At 69.5% G+C, this 16,632-nt stretch carries 21 protein-coding genes; 10 read left to right on the top strand and 11 right to left on the bottom strand.

Annotated elements, in window-relative coordinates; genetic code table 11:
* Positions 1-190 precede the first annotated feature (190 nt).
* The 3 genes from ACVCAG_RS13725 (at position 191) to ACVCAG_RS13715 (ending at position 3,456) form a co-directional block, all read left to right on the top strand.
* Entirely contained in the window at positions 191-1,177 is a 987-nt protein-coding gene (locus ACVCAG_RS13725; RefSeq protein ID WP_440083941.1) for a zinc-binding dehydrogenase, read from the top strand.
* A gap of 295 nt (positions 1,178-1,472) precedes the next feature.
* Positions 1,473-2,435 carry an RNA polymerase sigma factor gene (locus tag ACVCAG_RS13720; RefSeq protein WP_447189892.1) on the top strand — a complete coding sequence of 321 codons (963 nt, stop codon included), beginning with the start codon at positions 1,473-1,475 and terminating at the stop codon, positions 2,433-2,435.
* Between the two features lie 124 nt (positions 2,436-2,559).
* A complete protein-coding gene (locus ACVCAG_RS13715; RefSeq protein WP_440083939.1) occupies positions 2,560-3,456 on the top strand; it encodes an alpha/beta fold hydrolase in 897 nt (298 codons plus the stop codon).
* A gap of 338 nt (positions 3,457-3,794) precedes the next feature.
* On the opposite strand, the gene ACVCAG_RS13710 is transcribed toward ACVCAG_RS13715, so the two are convergent.
* From ACVCAG_RS13710 to ACVCAG_RS13700, 3 genes are all read right to left on the bottom strand, one after another.
* On the bottom strand, positions 3,795-4,589 hold the full coding sequence (locus ACVCAG_RS13710; RefSeq protein WP_440083938.1) for an ATP-grasp domain-containing protein: 795 nt from the start codon (positions 4,587-4,589) through the stop codon (positions 3,795-3,797).
* A 217-nt stretch (positions 4,590-4,806) separates the two neighbouring features.
* A complete protein-coding gene (locus ACVCAG_RS13705) occupies positions 4,807-5,055 on the bottom strand; it encodes a hypothetical protein (RefSeq protein WP_440083937.1) in 249 nt (82 codons plus the stop codon).
* Positions 5,056-5,110: 55 nt separating this feature from the next.
* The gene (locus tag ACVCAG_RS13700) at positions 5,111-5,362 is read right to left on the bottom strand and encodes a hypothetical protein (protein ID WP_440083936.1); all 252 of its coding nucleotides are present in this window, start codon (positions 5,360-5,362) and stop codon (positions 5,111-5,113) included.
* 378 nt (positions 5,363-5,740) lie between these two features.
* Between ACVCAG_RS13700 and ACVCAG_RS13695 the strand changes: the two genes are divergently transcribed.
* Positions 5,741-6,088 carry an alpha/beta fold hydrolase gene (locus tag ACVCAG_RS13695; RefSeq protein WP_440083935.1) on the top strand — a complete coding sequence of 116 codons (348 nt, stop codon included), beginning with the start codon at positions 5,741-5,743 and terminating at the stop codon, positions 6,086-6,088.
* 226 nt (positions 6,089-6,314) lie between these two features.
* Here ACVCAG_RS13695 and ACVCAG_RS13690 read toward each other — a convergent pair whose 3' ends face one another.
* A complete protein-coding gene (locus tag ACVCAG_RS13690; RefSeq protein WP_440083934.1) occupies positions 6,315-7,370 on the bottom strand; it encodes a CU044_5270 family protein in 1,056 nt (351 codons plus the stop codon).
* Positions 7,363-7,920: a sigma-70 family RNA polymerase sigma factor gene (locus ACVCAG_RS13685; RefSeq protein ID WP_440083933.1), complete on the bottom strand. Its 558-nt coding sequence runs from the start codon at positions 7,918-7,920 to the stop codon at positions 7,363-7,365. The genes ACVCAG_RS13690 and ACVCAG_RS13685 overlap by 8 nt, the downstream gene beginning before the upstream one ends.
* 149 nt (positions 7,921-8,069) lie before the next feature.
* On the opposite strand from ACVCAG_RS13685, the gene ACVCAG_RS13680 reads away from it, so the two are divergent.
* Positions 8,070-8,987 carry a DUF6891 domain-containing protein gene (locus tag ACVCAG_RS13680; RefSeq protein WP_440083932.1) on the top strand — a complete coding sequence of 306 codons (918 nt, stop codon included), beginning with the start codon at positions 8,070-8,072 and terminating at the stop codon, positions 8,985-8,987.
* A 134-nt stretch (positions 8,988-9,121) separates the two neighbouring features.
* Here the strand turns inward: ACVCAG_RS13680 and ACVCAG_RS13675 are convergent, their stop codons facing one another.
* Complete coding sequence (locus tag ACVCAG_RS13675; RefSeq protein ID WP_447189891.1) at positions 9,122-9,406, bottom strand: hypothetical protein; 285 nt, start codon at positions 9,404-9,406, stop codon at positions 9,122-9,124.
* 3 nt (positions 9,407-9,409) lie between these two features.
* Positions 9,410-9,778 (bottom strand): hypothetical protein, encoded by a 369-nt coding sequence (locus ACVCAG_RS13670; protein ID WP_440083930.1) that lies wholly within the window; start codon positions 9,776-9,778, stop codon positions 9,410-9,412.
* On the opposite strand from ACVCAG_RS13670, the gene ACVCAG_RS13665 reads away from it, so the two are divergent.
* The gene (locus ACVCAG_RS13665; RefSeq protein WP_440083929.1) at positions 9,768-10,133 is read left to right on the top strand and encodes an MmyB family transcriptional regulator; all 366 of its coding nucleotides are present in this window, start codon (positions 9,768-9,770) and stop codon (positions 10,131-10,133) included. The two genes, ACVCAG_RS13670 and ACVCAG_RS13665, sit on opposite strands and share 11 nt — an antisense overlap.
* A gap of 305 nt (positions 10,134-10,438) precedes the next feature.
* Here the strand turns inward: ACVCAG_RS13665 and ACVCAG_RS13660 are convergent, their stop codons facing one another.
* On the bottom strand, positions 10,439-10,972 hold the full coding sequence (locus tag ACVCAG_RS13660) for a CGNR zinc finger domain-containing protein (RefSeq protein ID WP_440083928.1): 534 nt from the start codon (positions 10,970-10,972) through the stop codon (positions 10,439-10,441).
* Between the two features lie 108 nt (positions 10,973-11,080).
* On the opposite strand from ACVCAG_RS13660, the gene ACVCAG_RS13655 reads away from it, so the two are divergent.
* Positions 11,081-11,836 (top strand): methyltransferase domain-containing protein, encoded by a 756-nt coding sequence (locus ACVCAG_RS13655; RefSeq protein WP_440083927.1) that lies wholly within the window; start codon positions 11,081-11,083, stop codon positions 11,834-11,836.
* Positions 11,837-11,908: 72 nt separating this feature from the next.
* Positions 11,909-13,210 carry an FG-GAP-like repeat-containing protein gene (locus ACVCAG_RS13650; protein ID WP_440083926.1) on the top strand — a complete coding sequence of 434 codons (1,302 nt, stop codon included), beginning with the start codon at positions 11,909-11,911 and terminating at the stop codon, positions 13,208-13,210.
* Positions 13,211-13,241: 31 nt separating this feature from the next.
* Here ACVCAG_RS13650 and ACVCAG_RS13645 read toward each other — a convergent pair whose 3' ends face one another.
* Positions 13,242-13,895 (bottom strand): hypothetical protein, encoded by a 654-nt coding sequence (locus ACVCAG_RS13645; protein WP_440083925.1) that lies wholly within the window; start codon positions 13,893-13,895, stop codon positions 13,242-13,244.
* Positions 13,896-13,949: 54 nt separating this feature from the next.
* Here ACVCAG_RS13645 and ACVCAG_RS13640 point away from each other — a divergent pair, with 54 nt between their 5' ends.
* Positions 13,950-14,672 carry a MerR family transcriptional regulator gene (locus tag ACVCAG_RS13640; RefSeq protein WP_440083924.1) on the top strand — a complete coding sequence of 241 codons (723 nt, stop codon included), beginning with the start codon at positions 13,950-13,952 and terminating at the stop codon, positions 14,670-14,672.
* 15 nt (positions 14,673-14,687) lie between these two features.
* On the opposite strand, the gene ACVCAG_RS13635 is transcribed toward ACVCAG_RS13640, so the two are convergent.
* Positions 14,688-15,416 (bottom strand): hypothetical protein, encoded by a 729-nt coding sequence (locus ACVCAG_RS13635; RefSeq protein WP_440083923.1) that lies wholly within the window; start codon positions 15,414-15,416, stop codon positions 14,688-14,690.
* A 33-nt stretch (positions 15,417-15,449) separates the two neighbouring features.
* The gene (locus tag ACVCAG_RS13630) at positions 15,450-16,211 is read right to left on the bottom strand and encodes a GNAT family N-acetyltransferase (RefSeq protein WP_440083922.1); all 762 of its coding nucleotides are present in this window, start codon (positions 16,209-16,211) and stop codon (positions 15,450-15,452) included.
* 155 nt (positions 16,212-16,366) lie between these two features.
* On the opposite strand from ACVCAG_RS13630, the gene ACVCAG_RS13625 reads away from it, so the two are divergent.
* On the top strand, positions 16,367-16,510 hold the full coding sequence (locus ACVCAG_RS13625; protein ID WP_440083921.1) for a hypothetical protein: 144 nt from the start codon (positions 16,367-16,369) through the stop codon (positions 16,508-16,510).
* Positions 16,511-16,632: the final 122 nt, after the last annotated feature.

Below are 16,632 nucleotides of genomic sequence, written 5' to 3'. Positions count from 1 at the left end.
GCCGATCGTCCATCGATCGGGCGTACTTTCGGCTGATGAGTCCCTCGCGGAGGCCTTCTACCGTGATTCTCATGGCCCGAGACACCCTCGGCGCCACCTGGTCGGCGACGCCACCGATCCACCGGCACCGATCCGTGGGCGTGGCGCCCCGACAGACCCGTACCCACCCGCGATGGATGAGGAGAATGCGTTGAAAGCGTTCGTCCTGCGCTCGTACGGCTCCCCCGACGTCCTCGATCTGACGGAGATCGACACGCCCGTTCCCGGCGACGGCGAGGTGCTCGTCCGGGTGCGCGCCACCTCCGTCAACCCCTACGACTGGCACAACATGAGAGGCGAGCCGTACGTCGCGCGCCTGATGCCCGGCGCCCTGGGGTTTCGCGCCCCGAAGCTCGCCATCCTGGGCGCCGACGTGGCCGGGCAGGTCGAGGCGGTCGGCGCGAACGTGACGGCGTTCCGCCCCGGCGACGAGGTGTTCGCGCTGCTCGAGGAGGGCGGCTTCGCCGAGTACGTGTGCGTCAGGGAGGACAGGCTGGCGCCGAAACCGAAGAACCTGTCGTACGAGCAGGCGGCGGCGGTACCGATGGCGGCGTGCACCGCCCTGCTGGGCCTGCGCGACGACGGACGGATCCAGCCGGGGCACCGGGTCCTCGTCAACGGCGCCTCGGGAGGGGTGGGGACGTTCGCCGTGCAGATCGCCCGCGCGTTCGGCGCGGAGGTCACCGGCGTCTGCGGCACGGGGAACGTGGGCATGGTCCGGTCGATCGGCGCCGACAAGGTCATCGACTACACCAAGGAGGACTTCACCCGGGACGAGCGGCGCTACGACCTCCTGCTGGACGTCGCGGGGGGCCGCCCGGTGTCGGCCTGCCGCCGGACGTTGACTCCCAAAGGGGCCTACGTCATCGTCGGCGGGCCGGGCGGCCGATGGCTGCGACCCGTCGGTCACATGTTCTCGGCCCTCGCGACCGCGCCGTTCGTGTCCCAGCGGACGGCCAGGACGGACGTGGTCCATTACACGGAGAACAAGAGGAACCTGGTGACGCTGACCGAGCTCATCGAGGCCGGGAAGGTCACCCCGGTCATCGATCGGCTCTACCCGTTCGAGGAGATCCGGACGGCCGTCGAATACCAGGAGAAGGGGCACGTGCCGGGAAAGGTCGTCATCAAACTCTGAGACGACGGACCCGCCGCGCGTACGACGACCGTCTTGGGGCGCGGCCCGCAGGCGGCCCGCCTCCGCGGTTCGCGGGGTGGCGGCCCACCCGGCGGAGCTCGCCGCCGCCGGCGCATCCGGCACCCCGAAGTATGCTGGGCGCCCGTGCGGAACCGAGCACGGACGATCAACGATCATGGATGCGACCGTCACCACCTGCGGGACCACGGTCGCGAGCGGCATCGGCCGGACCATAAGGACGGCCGGAGCGAATCGGCCGGACCGTGGAGACGGCCGGAGCAAGAGGTGGACCGGCATGACGGCCAGCGGGATCTCGGACCCGGAACTCACCCTCGGCGCCCAGTCCGGGGACGTCGCGGCGCTGGGGCTGCTGCTGGAGCGCCACCGGGCGGGCATGCGCGCGGTGGCGCTGAGCCTGCTGGGGCACGGGCCGGACGCGGACGACGCCGTACAGGACGCGGCGCTGGTCGCGCTCCGGCGGATCGGCGACGTCCGGGACCCCGCCGCGGTGGGACCGTGGCTGCGGATGATCGTCCGCAACGCGTGCCGGACGCGTCTCCGGTCCGCCCACGACACCCGGTTCCTCGACGAGCTCGCGCTGCCCTCCCCGGACGCGACCCCCGAGCAGGCACTGGAGCGGCACGCGCTGCGCGACTGGGTCTGGCGGGCGATCGAGGAACTGCCCCCGCCCGTCCGGACGGCCGTCATGCTGCGGCACTTCAGCAGTCGCGTCACGTCCTACCAGGAGATAGCGGCGGCCTGCGCGGTACCGGTGGGCACGGTTCGCAGCCGGCTCAGTCAGGGGAGGGCCAAGCTGGCCGAGGCCCTGCGGGCGACCGCGGACTCGGCGCACGGCGACGCCGCCGAGCTGGCCGCGGCGAGCCGGCGGGAGGCCCTGGAGACCCTGGAGGCGGCCGCGCGGGGGAGGTTCGCCGAGGTCCTGGCCGAACGGTGGTCGCCGGAGGTCGCGCTGCTCGTCGGGGAGCGCCCGACGATCGGGCACGACTTCCTGCTCAGGGGAATGGAGGGCGATCTGGAGGCCGGGGTCCGCCAGCACCTCGCCCACGTGGTCGCCAGCCGTGACATCACCATCTGGGAGATGGACATCGTCAATCCGGTGGATAACCCGGAACACTGCCCGCCCGCCGTGACCTGGCTCATGTCCCTCGACAAGGGGCGGGTCCACCAGCTGCGGCTCTACCATCCGCGGCCCTCAGGAACGGCCCTTCACGATCCACGGCCCTCCGGACCGGCCTGAGCACGGAACGGCGGCTCCACCCGCGGCTGCGGCTGTGACCACGATCACAGGGACCGGATCGAACTTACCCGCCGCCCCCGCGTCCTGTCGGTGTCAGTGACGACACCACACGACCGGAGATCCCATGAACGCCCTCGACACGAACCCGCTGTCGCCCGGCACCCACGCCGTCGACCTGAACGGCATCGTCCAGCGCTACCACGTCCACGGCACCGGACCGGTGTGCCTGGCACACTCCGGTGGCCCCGGCGTGCTCTGGGAGTACATGAGGATGCCGGCGGTGGAGCGGCACCTGACCGTGGTGTACGTGGAGCCGATCGGCACGGGCGGATCGGGCCGCCTCGAGACGCACCCCCACGGCTACACGCGAGACCGCTACGCGGAGGCCCTCGACGACCTGATCGACCACCTCGCGCTTCCGAAGGTGTACCTCCTCGGCCACTCGCACGGCGGTTTCGTGGTGCAGCACTACGCCCTGCGCCACGCCGATCGGCTCGCCGGGATCGTCCTGTACGACAGCGCACCGGTCACCGGGGCCGAGCACTTCGCCGAGGCCATGCGCAACATGGAGGAGTTCACCCGGAGGAACGCGGGCAATCCCGAGCTCCAGGGAGTCCTCGACGCCTTCCGGTCGATCCCCGCCATCTCGAACGACGAGGAGTTCACCGCCACGATCCGCGGGCTGCTCCCGGCCTACTTCGCCGACTACTGGGGGCGCGCGGAGGAGTTCGCGCCCCTGCGGGCCACGGTGAGCGGATCACACATCTCGGGTCTCGACGAGCATCTGGCCCCCGACGTCATCGACGACCGGGAGCTGCTGGGGGCGATCACCACACCGACCCTGGTGATCACCGGCCGGTACGACGTCATCTGCGGGGTGCGCTGGGCACACGAACTCGACAAGCTGATCCCCGGCTCCGAACTGCTCATCCTGGAGAACAGCGGCCACTTCGGCCACCTCGAGGAGCCCGAGGACTTCGCCCGCGCGGTCGCCGGCTTCGCCGCGTCCACCGCGGCGTGACAGGCCGACGGGCCTGCTCATAACCGCGAAAAGACCCGCTCGAAGATGATGCGCGGGTCACGGAACGCGATCACCTACCACCGGCGCGGTGCGCGCAGAAAGCCACGGCCCTGCGCGATATCCGCCTCTTCTCGTACTCCCCTGATCGATCGGTCCTTCGGAACCCCGTTTCGAAGGACCGATCACGGACGTCACATCTCGTGCCGATGAGGAGTTTTGGACGCGGGGATTTCGACCCTGGCCCGAGCGGTCGGCCGCCGGCCTGTGCTGAGACTTCCCGCACGGTGGCGTCGACACCGGCCGTACGACATCGAAGGACGCACCAACCAACAGCATCTCTACCCGTCAGCACTGGTAGATGCCCTCCTGGGCTCTTTCATCGAATGGCGTCCACTCGTCATGTCGCGCCGTGCCGTCACATAAAGGAACTCGGCGAAGGCATGCGTCAACTCCATCCCGGTCAACCCTTCGAGAAAAAGGAATTGTCCTTGAGGATTTACTTCAAGCCAAACGGGCTCGCCGTCGCAAATCTTTAAATCGAATATTCCCATTCTAAGATTTAACAATTCGAGCACTCGGTGAAGGCGTTCAATCGTGACCGGATCGAGGGTTGTGGGCGTGAAGGGCACATCAAGGTTCGGACGCCAATCCAAATCTTGAGACTCGATCTCAACGGCGTATGTGTCGGAGCCGCAGCAGAGGACTCTGAGGTGCCGACTTCCAGGTACGTACTCTTGGAAGATGGTCGGACAAAGTCGCAGGGCATCCGAATGAAGCAGATGCTCACGCGTGACCTTCATTGTCAGCAGCTGTTCATGTCTGGATGCTCGAACCGGCTTCATGATGGCGTTTCCACTGACGGCCTCATAGAAACGCATGATCTCTTCAGGATCCTGCGAGACCAAGGTCCGAGGGACCTTGAAACCGGCCAAGCCGGCGGCGCGGAGCTGTACGAGCTTATTCTCGGCTCTGCGTGTGGCGTCAGGATCACTTACCCAAGTACCCGAGAATTCCACATCGAGGAGGCCATGCAGGGTTGCGGTACAGCTCTGATTGACGACGTCCACATATGCGTCAGCAGCGAGGTCGCTGATTCCGTTTTGCGGAAGATTTGCTCGTCGATACCAGATCACGTTTATATCCGCAACCGCAATACTTCCACCACCCCGCGTAGGAAGCACACACAGATCTCCGGGGGTGGTCGACCAAGTGAGGCCGGCTCGGTGACCGGAAAAAGAATCGATCTCGACCACATCACAGTCGACATTAAAGAACTCGCACATCCTGCGTTGAACTGCGAGCGCGTGCAAGTCATTTGTGCATGAAAGAATGACTGCCTTCGGTCTGCCGCTACGGGTGTTCAAGAAAGTCGCATTCGTCGATGCTGTTGTTACCGCACCATGAGTATGTTGCCGAACCTGTCGCTTTGAGCGTGAACGCGTCAGTGACGTTACCGATCCCGACGTTTTGCATCATGTAACTTTCCCACTCGGCCAAGCGGTCACCCGTAACCGTCTCGAACCGGGTCGGCTGGAACATGAAGACAACGGGAATGCGACCATCGGCCTGACTCTCTCCCGCACCACCGCTGAAGGCCATGTAAGCCCGCTCTCCTGCTGGTAGGAACTTGATTTCTGTTACCGGTTTCCGTTGGTCACCACGGAGCCCAGTCACAATCATCGGGCGCTTCCCCGCCCGGGCAGAAAGAAATCGTATGAGTGCCGGTCGCTTTGAGCGCGAACGTGTCAGTGACGTTACCCATCCCGACGTTTTGCATCATGTAACTTTCCCACTCGGCCAAGCGGTCACCCGTAACCGTCTCGAACCGGGTCGGCTGGAACATGAAGACAACAGGAATGCGACCATCGGCCTGACCTTCTACGGCAGCACTGTCCCCAGAGTCCACATCAACACCTTTCTTATGGAATTTTGAATGACAAATCAGGTGCGATGGGCTGGTGTACTACCCCGGGATCCAGTCGCAGTCGTCTGGATAAGGTTCGCTGCCCGGACAAAAGGAGGTCGTACGTGTTCCAGCGGCTTTGAGCGCGAACGCATCAGCGATGTTGCCAAGCCCGACGTTTTGCATCATGTGACTTTCCCACTCGGCCAAGCGGTCACCCGTAACCGTCTCGAACCGGGTCGGCTGGAACATGAAGACAACGGGAATGCGGACTTCAGCCCGATCTTCTCCCGTCGTACCACCGTCTGAAGTCACAGCAGACCTCCAGCGTGATCGAAGAGCGACACCGCGCTCACTGAGGGCAGCGTAACTCGGCTCTTCATGCACCGCCAGACCCACTTCCGGGAATTCCAGTCGCTGACCACTGAATTGGAGAGTAGGTATTTGTCCGTTATGTTCCCAACCAATAGGAATTCGTGGCTTTTCGTAACACCAACCCTCCAGACAAGGTCAACTGTCCCCGGACCGCATCGCATCACCACACCGACCCTGGTGATCACCGGCCGGTACGACGTCATCTGCGGGGTGCGCTGGGCACACGAACTCGACAAGCTGATCCCCGGCTCCGAACTGCTCATCCTGGAGAACAGCGGCCACTTCGGCCACCTCGAGGAGCCCGAGGACTTCGCCCGCGCGGTCGCCGGCTTCGCCGCGTCCACCGCGGCGTGACAGGCCGACGGGCCTGCCGTGCCGCGGCCTGAGCCACCGGGGCCGGGCGGGACGGGGTCCCGCCCGGCCCTCCGGTTCCTTGAGCACCGGGTTGAGGTCGGCCGGCTCGATGGCCGGTCGACGACCGGGCCTTGAGCTCGGCGAAAACGACCTCATCCTCGCCGGTCGCCCGCGAACCGCGAGCGTGCCCGGCCACCGTGCCCCCGCGTCCGTGGCCGGGCATCCCCTACTCGGCCGAGGGCGCCACCGGCTCGGAGTCGGTCCAGCCGGCCTCCAGCACCACCTCGGTGCCGTTGTTCCCGCCCGGCACGCCGGCGTTCAGGAAGGCCAGCACCATCGAGGTGTCCGGATCGATGATCAACCTGTTCGGGGTGGACCGGTCGTACAGGCCGGGGAACGCGATCGCGACGCCCGGTCTGCCTCGCGGGTCCCTGGTGGGGCCCTCCACCCGCACGAAGGGCAGCGCCGCCAGCGCCCGGTACGCGGCGCCCCGCACCTCCGGAGAGGCGGGCAGCTCGTACAGCAGCGACGCCAACGCCATCGGCAGGTGGTCCTCCGCGGAGCGCTCGACCCCGACACGGATGGCCTCCAGCGTCCGGTTCCTCAGAGCCTCGGGGTCGGCGGGCAGCGCTCCGATCTCTTCCAGAGTCAGCCGCTCGCCGCCGAACCGGAACTTCATCTTGTCCTTGTACGAGCCCAGATGCCCTTCGCCTGGCGAGGTGGAGAAGGCGCCGTACTCCATCTTCCCCTCGCCCGGCGAGATGGAGGAGTCACCGCGCTCCGCCTTCCATTCGGTCGGCGAGCCGTCGCGGCGCCACGCCTCCACGTCGAGGGGGCGCGTGGCCAGCTTCTTGTAGCCGGTCCAGGCCCGGCCCTCCGCGGAGATCCAGTTCTCGGTGATGGTGGAACTCTCCAGTTGGTAGGTGTCGCCCTTCTTGCCGTACGGCCTGGCCCACCGGATCGTGTTCAGCCGCTTGACGTGCCAGTAGGCGCCCTCGGGAGCGGCCTCGGCCTTGGCCGCGGCGGCCAGCAGGATCGAGGGGCCGGACAAGATGGTCGCGCCGATCCGGGGGGCGGGGGAAAGCGCGGGGGTGGAGGTGGCCAGGCCGGGCACGAAGATCACCGCCGCGGCCGCGGCCGCGGCGGCGAGGCCCGCGACACCGGCCTGCCATGGCAGGCGCCGCCTGGTCGCCGCGTGCACGCGTGCCCGCACCCTCTCCTTCACGAACGGGTCGTGGGCGGGCCGGCCGTACAGTTCACGGACCTCGGTGAGTTCATCCATGATCGTCCTTCATCGGGTCGGCGCCCAGAGCGGCGCGGATCTTGGTTCTGGCACGGCTCAGCCGCGAGCCGACCGTGCCGTAGGAGATACCGAGCGCGGCGGCGATCTCCTCGTGGCTCAGTCCCGCCAGGGCCGTCAGGAGCAGCACGTCGCGCTCGCCCCGCCCGAGACGGGCGATGGCCTCGGCGAGCGCGGGTCGCAGGCTCTCTGCGCTGACCTGGGCCGCCACCCGTTCCTCGTGGCCGGGTGAGTCGGCTGGGGGGCCGTACCTGTTCATGGCCCGCAGCGCGCGGATCTCGGCCCTGCGATGCTTACCGACGAGGTTGGTGGCGATGCCGTACAGCCAGGTTCTGACGCCGGCCCTGGCGGGGTCGTATCGCGCTCGCTTGCGGAACGCCGTCAGGAACGTCTCGGCCACCACGTCCTCGGCCTGTCCAGGGCCGAGTCGCTGGGTGACGTAGCCGTGAATCTCGCTGAAGTAGGCGTCGAAGACCGCGGAGAAGTCGTCGAGCGACTGGTCTGGCGGTCGTTCGACCGGCGTGGCTGTCATCGAGAGCCTCTCGGGAGCGAATGTCGGTCATGGGGTATCACCCGATGGGCCGATCTGCTTTCCCGATCGCCGGTAGGGGCAGAGCGCACTGGACGCCTTCGCCCCTCCGGGCTGGTCACCCGTCGGCGCCCTGTGCCAGGGTGGCCGGTATGTTCGCGATCACCGTACTGACAGAGGACGGTCACCGGCACGTCCGGGCGAGTGCCGGGAAACTCGCCGAACTGGTCGACCGGCTGGGCGGTCAGGGCGACAGGTTCCTGGTCGTCCAGCGGATTCCCGACCTGCCCGAGGTCTTCATTCAGGTATGGCACGAGAATGGGGGCGACTACGCGCTGGAACACCGGGGCGGGGCACCCGACCGGCACTTCCAGACCGTACTCGGCAAACCCGAGCCGGTGATCGCGGCCATGACCCGCTGGGCGCGCTCGGAGGACGAATGGGACTCCGGCTTGGACTGGACCCCGTCGGACCTGGACGTCCCCGAACCTCCGCCTCCTCTCGCACTCGACGAGGACGAGCGTAAGGCTCTCGACGCACGCATCCGTGAAGTGATCGTGGGCGGTTACGGGACGCGGGCGCAGCTGGCCGAGATCGCGGAGGACCATCTCGTGTCGGGGAACCGCCGACCGGTCTCTCCCGAACAGGCACGCCGGCTGGTGGACCGGATGTGGCTGGAACGGGTCGAGGAGCAGGCCTCCTGGCAGGGGGAGACGGACCCGGAACGGCTCAGCCGGGCCTTCACCGCCCTGGAGGCCACGGGCGTCACGGCGAGGGAGAACTTCACCTGCTGCCGCACCTGCGGTCAGGCGGAGATCCGGGGGGCGGGCTCACCGGACGCCCGAGGCTACGTCTACTTCCACAGCCAGTGCACGAACTCGGCCGCGGCCGGACACGGGCTGACACTCCTGTACGGCGTGTTCGACGGCTCACCGGACACGACGGCGTCCATCGGGCGAGAGATCGTGACCGCGCTCCAGGCGACCGGCCTTCCGGTGGAGTGGAACGGCGATCCCCGGCAGGCCGTCACCGTCGTCCCCCTCGACTGGCGCAAACGCCTCATCGGCTGAGCACGAACCCGGCCACACCTCGTTCGTCCGTCTCGGACGGGTCAGAGAGGTCGAGCCGGTCATGGGCGGTGACGGCAGGACCCTGACGAGAGAGCGGGCCGATCAGTCCGGCGCCTGCGCGTAGGAGCCGGATGTCAGGTCCTCCAGGACGCCGGGGCGGCGGGGTTCCAGCCGAAGAGCCTCCGGGCCCGCGACGAGTCCAGCGGTGACGAGCGGGTGAGCGTGGCGGCGAACGGTCCCAGCGCCTCGGCCGCCTGCTCAAGGGTGATCGACATGGCACGCGCACCCGTCAGCTCGGCGACGGCCTCGGCGATCCGCCGCATGGGGGTCCGTTCGAGCCCGACGGCGTTGACGACGACCCCGGGCGCGGGGCGCTCCAGCATGGCCAGGTACAGCTCGGCGAGATCGTCGACATGCACCGACTACCACTCGTTGGCGCCCTCCCCGACGTAGGTGACCACGCCCTGCTGCCGGGCGGAGGCCACCATGCCCTGCAACAGCCCGGACCCGCCCCGGCCGTAGACCAGCGAGGCCCGGATCACCATGCCCGCCACGTGGCCGGTGTCCAGGACCTGCCGCTCACCGAGGATCTTGTACGGCTGCGGCGAGGTCCGCGGGTCGACGGGGTGATCCTCGTCCACCGTGACGCCCTGGGTGTCCGGACAGACCAGGCCCGTACTGGTGTAGAGAAACGTCCCCCCTTCGCCCAGTCCGGCCAGCAGCGCCCGCAGGGCGTCGTGCTCGATCTCACCCATCTCCGGGTGGGCGTAATCCACGGCGGTGTGGACCACGGCCTCGGCGTCCGCGGCGCTGTTCGAGGACTTCTCCGCCCTGGCCGGGCAGGAGCGCAACATCATCCGGCGCTACTTCCTGCACCCGGACCCGGAGCATCGGCATTACGGCATGGGCGGCCCGGAGCGGTTCGTCGTCACGGCGGTCAGCTATCTTCGCCTGGCCGTCACCCGCTATCCCGACGATCCGGAGCTGAAGCTCCTGGTGGACGAGCTGGTGGCCGGAAGCGAGGAGTTCGCCCGCCTGTGGAACTCCCACCGGTTCCACATCGAGCGTCACCTGCACCAGACCGTACGGCATCCGCAGGTCGGGCCGATCGAGCTGGACTTCGACGTCCTGACCGTTCCCGACTAGGAGGAGCAGGTGGTCATCTTCACCGCCGATCCCGGGTCTTCCGCCTACCAGTCCCTCCAGCTCCTGAAGGTCGTCGGCACCCAGCGCATGACCGTCGCCGGCTGACCCGCGCGCACCGGCCCGAGGTCGCCGGAAGGAACCGCGAGGCCGGGCCGGCCCACGTCGGCTGACTTCGCCGGTGGTCGGGCCGGCGGCGTGGAAGACTCCGGCGCCGCCGGGACCACGGAAACGGCCGGCCTCGTACCCGGCCCACCAGGTGTCCCGGCATCCGTGGTCCGTGATCGGCGGCCGTCGGGAGCGCGCCCTCACAGGCCTTTGCCCCTGGCGCGGAAGGCCGCCGTCTTGACGCGGTTCTGGCAGGTGGTGCCGCAGAACCGGCGGGTACCGTTGCGGGAGACGTCCACGTAGACCCGGTCGCAGTGCGGCGCCGTGCACACGCCGAGACGGTCGTGGTACTCGCTTCCCAGCACGATCGCGAGACCGGTGGCACAGCTCGCCGCCCAGTCGCCCGCCATGGTGCCACCCGGGCCGTGGAAGTGCAGGTGCCACGGCTCTCCGTCGTGGCGTTCGAGCATCGGCCGTGCCCGGGTCTCCTCAAGGAGATCGTTGACCCGCAGGGCGGCGGCGTCGACGTCTCCCCTCGTGACGGCGTCGAAGACCACGCGCAGCCGCGCCGCGATCTCGACGAGCTCACCGGCCTCCGTCTCGGTGACCTCCCGGTGGTCCGGGTGGCCGGTGCGCAGGCCCTCCGTGGCGGCGGCGGCGAGATCTCGTGGCGGCGGGAAGTCGCGGCCTCGCCTCTCTCCCGGGGTCAGCTCGTTGACCAACCCCACGGCCACCCGAACGATCGCATCAGCGTGACTGTTGAAATCCACTTGACCAGTTACATCCTCGCGTTCTAGCTTGTAACTGTCATAAGGCTATACGACAGTCACAAGGAGACTATGGTGCTCACCCACGATGCCGCACTCGAGTGGATCGCACGCTGGGACCGCCAGCAGGAGGGCTACCTGCCCGACCGCGAGGAGCGCTTCACCGCGCTGATCGACGCCGTCGAGGCGACGGGCCGCCCCGACCCGCTGGTCATCGACCTCGGCTGCGGACCGGGCTCGCTGTCCGCCCGCCTCCTGGAACGGCTGCCCAGGGCGACAGTGATCTCGGTCGACGCGGACCCCCTGCTGCTCGGCCTCGGCCGGGCCGCCTACCCGCACCTCTCCTTCGTCTCCCTCGATCTGCGCACCCCCGGATGGACCGGGTCCCTGGGCCTGGACGGGCCGGCCGACGTCGCGGTGAGCACCACCGCGCTGCACTGGATCTCCGGACCGGACCTCCGGAAGATGTACGCCGAGCTGGCGACCGTGCTGCGTCCGGGCGGCCTCCTGCTCAACGGCGACCACATGGAGACCGACGACACCACTCCGGCCATCGCCCAACTCGAACGCACCGTGCACGACCGGGAGACCCTGCGCACGTTCGCCGGCGGCCACCCCGAGGACTGGCGCCAGTGGTGGGAGGCGGTCGCCGCGGATCCCGCCTTCGCCGAACTCCGCACCGCACGCACCACCGCGGGCGCCGACCATCACGGCTCGGAGTCCTCCCTGCTCTCCGAACACGTCGACGCCCTCCGCGATGCCGGATTCGCCGAGATCGGCACCCTCTGGCAGCGCGGCAACAACCGTCTCCTCTGCGCCGTCCGCGACTGATCCGGCCACCGGCACCCCCGCGGCCCGCCGCCGCCACTGCCCATGGACGAGACCTTCCCGTACCATCCCTGCATGTCCCCTCGCATAGCGGTCATCGTGCTGGCAACCGTGCTCGCCACAGGAGCCGCGCTTCCTCCCCGTTCCGTCCGCGGGGACGTCAACGGGGACGGCGGGGCCGACCTGGTGGTGGGCGGCGCCGGTCCGCTCACGATCCAGCCGCTGAAGGGCAGAGCGGCGGTCCGGGACCAGCGCGCGACCGCGCTGTCGACGGGCGACTTCGACGGTGACGGCCTCGCGGACGTGGCGGTCGGCGCCGGCGGCACGGTCACCGTCCTGTACGGCCGGCGCGCGGACGGCTATGTCGGCCGGACCGGCCGATTCACCCCCGGCCAGGGCGGTGTCCCCCGGCTCGGCACCGGCCACGGCTTCGGCAACGCGCTGACCACCTCCGACCTCAACCGGGACGGCTACACCGACCTCGCCGTGGGGGCGCCGGAGACCACGCTGGACGGCGCGGCGACGCACGGCGGCGCCGCCGTCGTCCTGTACGGCTCCCGCCGCGGTCTCACCTCCTCCGGGGCACTGCGCCTCAGCGAGAACACGCCGGGAGTGGTCGGCTTCAGCCAGCACAGCCGTCTCTTCGGCGCCGCGCTGGCGGCCGGAGACGTGACCGGAGACGGATACAACGACCTGGTGGTCACCGCGCCGTCCGGACGGCCGGGATACGACATCGGCGGGGCCGTCCACGTGTTCAAGGGGTCGGCCAGAGGCGTGACGACCGCCGGAGACACCATGGTGACCAGCGGAAACGTGGACGGCCGCGTCATGGACGCGCAGGCGTGCGCGGGTGGTCCCGACGGTGCCGACAACAAGGCGAACACCGCCAGGTGCACGCGCGAGCCGTTCGGCTGGTCGGTCCGGGTCGGCCGTTTCCACGGCGGCAAGCACGCCGACGTGATCGTCGGAATCGGCACCGGCAGGCTTCTCGTCCTGCGAGGCGGTCCCGCGGGCGTCGACAGGCGCCGGCTGAAGACGCTGGCCCTGCCCGGCATCACCGGGACGAGCGACCCGGCCAACGACCACGCCGGCTCGCTCGCCGCCGGCGACGTCGACAAGGACGGCTACACCGACCTCGTCGCGGGAGCTCGCGGCCGGGGCGAGGTCGCCGTCCTGTACGGCTCCGCCATTGGGCCGCGCCGGCCGGACTGGGTCGGGAAGGGCGGGGCCAACGTGGCGCTGCTCGACGTGGACGGCGACACCGTCCCGGAACTCGCCACCACCGACGGAGGCTCCACCCGGATTCTCTGGATCAAGAACGGCCGGGTCGCCAGGACCACCGCTCTTCCCCTGAAAGGCCGGCTGATCGCGCGCTGACCGGAGTCGACGCCCGAGCCGCGTCACCTGGTCACCCGGCACGCAGGCATCGCCGGCCCAGCACGCCGAACCACAGCATGATCGGCAGATGAAGGGCGTATCCCAGCTGCTCCATCGCGACCGACGGTCCCTGCACGCCGGTCGTCCACGGAAGCGCGACCGCGACCAGCCCCGGGAGCGCGACGAGCGCACCGGCCCGGCGAAGCCCCGCGGGCATCGGGACACCGGTCGCGGTGGCGACGGTGGCCGCGACCCACAACAGCCCGGCCAGGTTGACCATCCACTTGGCGGTGAGAAGTACCGCCGCGGCCACGGCGGCGGCCTCGGGAACGGCGGTCAGCCGGGTCACGGCGAGATTGCCGGCGTCGTGGAGCATGCCCGCCAGCCCGGCGGCCGCCAGCAGCCCGCCGGCGAGCACCACCAGATGCGGTCTGGGCGCCTCGGCCGAGCCGGCGGCCATCACCAGCCCCGCGGCGGTCAGCGCCAGCCAGCCCAGCACGTCGAGGGCGAGCTCGGCCAGGTGCAGCCCGGCGTGCTCGCCCACCGCGGCCAGCGCGGCGGCGGGATCGGACGGATTCAGGGTAAGCCCCGATGGCACCACGACGGCCGCACCGGCGACCATGGCGATGAGCGAGCACAGCAGCAGTACACCGGTGAGCCGGTTTCCAGGGGTCGAGTCGGTCATGGACGGTGACGCTAGAACCCTGACGCAGGGACAAGGTCAACACGAGAGGTCGAGATGTGGCGGATCGGACAACTGGCGCGCATGACCGGCGTCTCGGAGCGCACCCTGCGCCACTACCACCACATCGGGCTGCTCATGCCCGCCACGACGGACCGCGCCACCGGCTACCGCCGGTACGGCGTGGCCGAGCTGTCCCGGCTCGAACACATCCGTGCGCTACGACGTCTCGGCCTGTCGCTGCGTCAGATCCCCGACCTGCTGGACGCGCCCGAGGCACAGGTGCGGCAGGCCGTGGCCGAGGTCCTGACGAGCATCCGGCGTGACATCACCGCCCTGGCCACGACCGCGGCTCACGCGGAGGACCATCTCGCGACGCCGATGTCGATCCTGCCGCAACAGACCACGGTGGGCCCGCGCCACCTGCGCGTATGCCACCTTCGCCTCGATCACCCGGCCGAGCTGGCCACCGTCTGCCCGGCACCGCCCGTGACCCTGCTGACCTGGCTGCTCCGGCCCCCGACCGGTGGATTCGCCGCGGCGGTGACCACGGACCGGGGCGGGGAGCGGCTGGTCCTGCCCGCCCGCGCCGTCGTCCGCGCCGTCGTCCCGCCCGCCGGCGTGATCCAGGCCGGGCAGGACCTGTTCGGCTGGCTGGACCGCCACCACATGGACATCGCCGGCCCCAATGTGGAAGAGCACCTCACGGACGACGACGGTGCGCGGGTCACCGTCCTGGAGATCTCCGTACGTCCGCGCCCGCGCGACCCCGCCGGTTGACGGAGGACCGTCGCGTCAGCGTCGATCGTCGGCGAAGGCCGCACGCGGATCGAGGAGCCGACCTCGCGCGTACTCCTCGTCGAAGGCGTCCGGGCCGAGCGCCTCGACGGCGGCGGCGCGGACCTTGGCGAGGTCGGCCGCGTCGTCAGGATCCGGTACCTGGCCGAGCGACGCGAACGCGCTGTCCGCGACCCCGGCCAGCCGCGCCGCCCGCGCGTGATCGCCCTCGGCCGAGGCGTACGCGGCCCCCGCCACGCAGACGTACGGCACGAAGTCGGCCCAGCCGTTGCGGCACACCCGCTCACGGCCCTCGGCGAACAGCTTCCTCGCCACGTCGAGATTGCCCAGGCCCAGCTCGCAGAACGCGAGGTTGTGATATTCGGAGTTGACCGTCTCGGGCCGGCCGAGCGCCTCGTTGAGGGCGATGCTCTCCCGGTACAGATCCCGAGCACGGAGCAGGTCTCCGGACATGCGCGCCACGGCGGCCAGCACGTGCCTCGGCCGTTCCTCGAGGCCGCGGTCATCGGAGCGCAGCGCGACCGCGAGCGCCTCCCGGGCCCGCGCCTCTCCGCCCGGCAGGTCACCGCCGCGGATGGCGACCCGGGCCAGGCTGTACCGGGCCTCCACCTCGCCCGCCGCGTCACCGGCCGCCTGGGCCCGCTCGATCTCGGCCTCGCTCATACGCACCACGGCGTCGCTCTCACCGCGCCGGAAGGCCGAGCGCACGTTCTCACTGAAGTTCATGAATTCTCTTCCTCGATCGGGCTGTCTCGTCCGTCACCGTGCTTCGAACACGGTCCACTTCTCCACGGGGCGGAAACCCATCGACTCGTAGAGCGGCCGGCCCATCGCGCTGGTGTGCAGGTAGGCCGCGTCCGCTCCGGCCGCGACGCCGTCCAGCAGCACGGTCTCGGTGATCGCCCGGCCCAGGCCACGGCTCCGTGCGGCCGGGACGACGGCGATGTTGAACACGCCGACCACACCGGGGGCCCGGATCCCGAGCCCGGTGCCGGTGGGCCGTCCGGACTCCTCGGCCAGATAGCCGGTGATGGGGTCGGCGTCGAGCACGCCACCGCCCATCAGCGAGCCGAAGACGCCCTCGGGAGCTTCGAAGCCCTGGGTGAGAGCCTCGGTGTAGAGGTCGCTCTCGGCCGCACCGACCTGGCGTACCGGCTTTCGCTCCACCGCGCCGGTCCGGAACACGATGTCGCCCGCGGCACAGGCCAGCAGCCACAGATCACTGCGTTCGACCAGCCCGTGCCGGGCCGCGAGGCCGACGATCTCGTCGCCCGCCTCGCCCCGAACCATGATCGACCATGGCGCGCCCTGCCCGCCGACCTCGGTCGCCATCTCGTCGAGCGACTCGCGATCCGGTTCCGGCGCCGTGTCGTAGGCCGCGTTCAACGTCGCGACGCCCGCGCGGGTCACCGCCGCACGGGCGGTGCCCCGCTCGGCGTACCAGCCCATCGGCGTCACCTCGCAGAGCAACTCGATGGCGTCGAAGTACGCCGCCGCCATCCGATCGGCGGTGGTGTCCATGGCTGTCTCCCTCGTGTTCTCCATGGTCAGCGGCGAGCCGCGAGACTCGTGGCCCGGTAAGAGACGGTACCGGGCGCCGCTCAAGCGACCTGCCGGCGCATCCGGTCAAGGACGGGCTCGGAGACCTCGCACCGATCGCCGTCGAAGACGAGGGAGTGGCCGCGGCCGTCGAGGCCGGCCGCGACGACGCCGAGCCCAAGGCCGAGGCCGAGACCCTCGCCATGCTGCGGGACGCCCTCATGATCGGCTGCTTCCTCGGCGACCCCGATGTCACGCGCCGGATGGCCGACCTGCGCTGAGCGGAAGGCGGGCGTCGTCGCACCGCTCACGAGGTCCGAGCCCCTCCTCCACTAACCCTATACAAAAGGTAGGATTAGTAGGCATACTTGCGGCCGTTTGCCTCGTTCTTCAAGGAGCCCCT

This window comes from Streptosporangium sp. G12 (assembly GCF_052983175.1).
This window is presented reverse-complemented; position numbering and strand designations above follow the sequence as displayed.